Origin of the sequence: Escherichia sp. MOD1-EC6475, from assembly GCF_003046645.1 — a bacterium.
GTDB lineage: Bacteria > Pseudomonadota > Gammaproteobacteria > Enterobacterales > Enterobacteriaceae > Escherichia > Escherichia ruysiae.
Genome location: NZ_PZKQ01000080.1, coordinates 1 through 3,229, shown reverse-complemented (window position 1 = coordinate 3,229; position 3,229 = coordinate 1). Strand labels below are relative to the sequence as shown.

General features: G+C 44.7%; 3 protein-coding genes. All 3 read right to left on the bottom strand.

The window, feature by feature from the left end:
- Positions 1-40: 40 nt before the first annotated feature.
- The gene (locus A7589_RS23545; RefSeq protein WP_029396361.1) at positions 41-697 is read right to left on the bottom strand and encodes a response regulator transcription factor; all 657 of its coding nucleotides are present in this window, start codon (positions 695-697) and stop codon (positions 41-43) included.
- A gap of 11 nt (positions 698-708) precedes the next feature.
- Positions 709-2,466: a sensor histidine kinase gene (locus A7589_RS21020; protein ID WP_032306943.1), complete on the bottom strand. Its 1,758-nt coding sequence runs from the start codon at positions 2,464-2,466 to the stop codon at positions 709-711.
- Positions 2,467-2,728: 262 nt separating this feature from the next.
- Entirely contained in the window at positions 2,729-3,136 is a 408-nt protein-coding gene (cadR, locus tag A7589_RS21015) for a Cd(II)/Pb(II)-responsive transcriptional regulator (protein ID WP_029396360.1), read from the bottom strand.
- Positions 3,137-3,229: the final 93 nt, after the last annotated feature.

Here is a 3,229-nt window from a genome sequence, read left to right as displayed (position 1 = left end):
AAGTTGGCAGCATCACCGATAGCCGTATTCTATTTCTCTTCTATTTCCGTTTTATTCTGACCGGCGGCTCGCAAATCTCACCTAAATAAGGTTCAACCAGCGTATAAAGACGAACCATTTCAGCCAAAGAACCCATGCCTAAGTGTTTTTGCATATTGGCTCGATGTACTTCAACCGTTCGGGCAGAAATAAAAAGATTTTCAGCAATTTGCTGATTTGTTTTTCCATCGGCCAACAAAGTTAAGATATTGCGTTCACGACCGGTTAATTGCTCATAACGGCTGATGTACGTTTGGCGCGCTTTTTCTGCTGCTGACCAAATTAAAGCGTTTTTCACGGCACGTAACAGATGTTTTTGATCGACCGGCTTTTGCAGAAAATCAACGGCTCCTTGTTTCAAGGCATCAACGGCCATCGGAACATCGCCGTATCCGGTCAGAAAAACGATACCTAAAGTGCTTCTGGTTTGGCTAAGCAATGTTTGCAGCGTTTGACCACCCATTCCCGGCATGCGGCAATCCAGAATTAAGCAACCGGTGTCCGTCAGGCACTCAATATGCCGTTCACTCCACTGTAAAAAAGCTTCGGCGGAGGAGAAGCACTGAGTTTGATATCCTTCACCTTGCAGAACAAATTCAAGGGAATCCAGAACGGATTCATCATCATCAACAATGTATAAACGCTGTATTTCTGACATGCTGAACTCCGTTATTTATGGTTGTGGTAGAGAGTGAAGATAACAGATGCTTCGCATCCGCCGTCAGGATGGTTTTGTAGTAAAAATGTACTGCGATGTGACTCGGCAATTTCTTTACAGATAACTAAACCAAGGCCTATTCCGTCCGCTTTTGTTGTGACAAATGGCGTCATAAGTTCTTCCAGTGGCAGTTGTAAACCTGCTCCGCGATCTCTGACGGTTAAATGTGCCTTGTTTTCTGTATGTAACAGATTGATCGATACGCTGCAAGCACCGGCCTGAGCGGAAGCATCAATTGCATTAGTAAATAAATTAACCATTAATTGTTCTATTCCTGCTTTATCTGCCTTCAGAAGCATCTTTTGCTTATCGATATGTAAAATTAGCTCTACTTGTTTTGATTTTGCATAGATCTCAACAAGTTTTATTGCCTGCTGCAGAATAATTGCCAGATCCTGAGGCGTTTTTTGTATAGCCTGCTTTCTGAGTAATTGACGGAAACGATCGACAACTTGATTAATTCGGATAACCTGATGGCGAATTTTATCCAGTAACACATCAATATCCGTGGAGTGGTCACCGCGTTTTCGGCGCGATAGTTCACCTTCAGCATACAGATGAATCGCGGACAGCGGCTGACTTAACTCATGCGCTAAACTTGAGCCCAGTTTATTGACCAATGCCCGACGTTGAGCATATTGCAGATTCTCTAACGCTTGCTGTAGCGAAAGGGTACTTTTACGATATTTCATCGTCAGGAAAATGTATTGAAGCGGCAAAATAATTAAGGCGATACCGATGACGATCAGCAGGTAGTAACGGCTCTTAATCCACTCCCATAATTTAATCCACCAGGGCTGTTCCAGAGGATGTATTCCTAAATCTTTAAACAATCGATCCAGTTCCGCCTGACTTTCAGGAACTGTCCATCCCAGAGATTGTGCAGCTTTTGCGACTTCGGATTGGCTAGGAACCGCTAATAATGCGGTGAGAATCTTTCGTCCCAACGTTCTGTCTGCCGCGTCGGTCATGGCAAAACTCCAGTTAGGATAAAGACGAGTAGAAACCTGACAGCCAAAGGAGTCGGGCGCGATATTGTTTAATGCCCGGAGTGCTTTTTCTTCCAACTGGTGTTTTTCTATCATTGATTCAACGAGGCAGACCGGCAAAATAGCGGCCTGAATTTTCCCGGCTAATAAAGCCTGAACAACGGATTCATGAGGATAACCGATTTCCTGTACATGAGAGAAATAACGATTGCTGACACCCATTTGGTGCAACTCTCTTTCCATTGCCATAAAACCACCGAATGCCTGACGATGAGCGGTACCGATGGGCTTACCGGATAACTGTAATAGATCGGTAAACGGGCTATTTTCTTTGACCCACATAGCCGAACCTGTTGCGGTAGTTGTTCCGCCCTGCATTGGGCTGATTAATGTCGCCATCCAGGATAAAGAGTGAACCCTACCGATACGGATACTTTCTGATGGATTAACAATGATAAATTGCAGATTTTGTTGACTAATTTCGTGCTGTAACTGAGATAAAGGCAGCGGAATTAACCGGAAATCATACTCTGGTATTTCTTGTTTTAACCAATTGATTGTTGGTTGCCATCTTTCTCTGGCTTCAGTCATTCCCCGATCGGCAAAAACACCAATAGAAATCAGATGCTTTGTTGGCTCGTTTACCGGTTCTGCACTGATAACTGCGATGGATTTCATCATAAAAAAAATGAGCATTCCAAAATATATCAATGACTTCATTATGCTGTTTCCTGTTTTTATCTGTCATGAAAGATATTTCTTGGTGTCAGGCATTTGCTTACATGGTTAATTTCTGAAAACGTAAATCAGTCTTTCAAGCTTATCGCTATCGGCATATCTGCTTGCCGCCGGTCTGATGTTATTCTTTCTGCTATTATCTAGAGCTATATTATAGGGGTAAGCGGATTAAATGGTTGATCTTACCTTTGCATGAGAGTGAGACAGACCGGCATCTCATCGGATTATCTGGTTGATGCTTCACCTACTGCTGGTGCATGTTTCCTTCGCTAATTCCAGCAAGAACCCCACACGCCTCAACTTCCCGGTCATCGTTGCAACTCGCTCTCAGTGAAACGAGTTGTTTCTCAAGCGCTTGCAGAGCGGTTATCTGCGACCGCACATGAGAGATGTGATCATCGAGCAAGGCGTTGACGGCGGTACAAGGCTGATGAGGGGCGTCCTGATAGCTCTGTAGTTCGTGAATCTCAGCCAGTGACAGGCCCAGGATTCTGCAGCGACGGATGAAGGCCAGCCCCTCACCATGCTTCTCGGTATAGACACGGTAACCGTTGTCCTGCCGATCAGGCGGCGGCAACAAGCCCTGCTGTTCATAGAAGCGGATCGTCTGTGTTTCGACCCCTACCAACTGCGCCAACTGACCAATGCGCATCAGCCTCCTCCCCAACGGATTCTTTACTCTATTGACCTTATAGTAGCTTTATAGTTTTAAATGGTACCACAACATGGTGATGCTGCCAACTTA

Coding starts and splice junctions, on each gene's coding strand:
- A7589_RS23545 (WP_029396361.1), bottom strand. CDS start 697: ATGTCAGAAATACAGCGTTTATACATTGTTGATGATGATGAATCCGTT.
- A7589_RS21020 (WP_032306943.1), bottom strand. CDS start 2,466: ATGAAGTCATTGATATATTTTGGAATGCTCATTTTTTTTATGATGAAA.
- cadR (WP_029396360.1), bottom strand. CDS start 3,136: ATGCGCATTGGTCAGTTGGCGCAGTTGGTAGGGGTCGAAACACAGACG.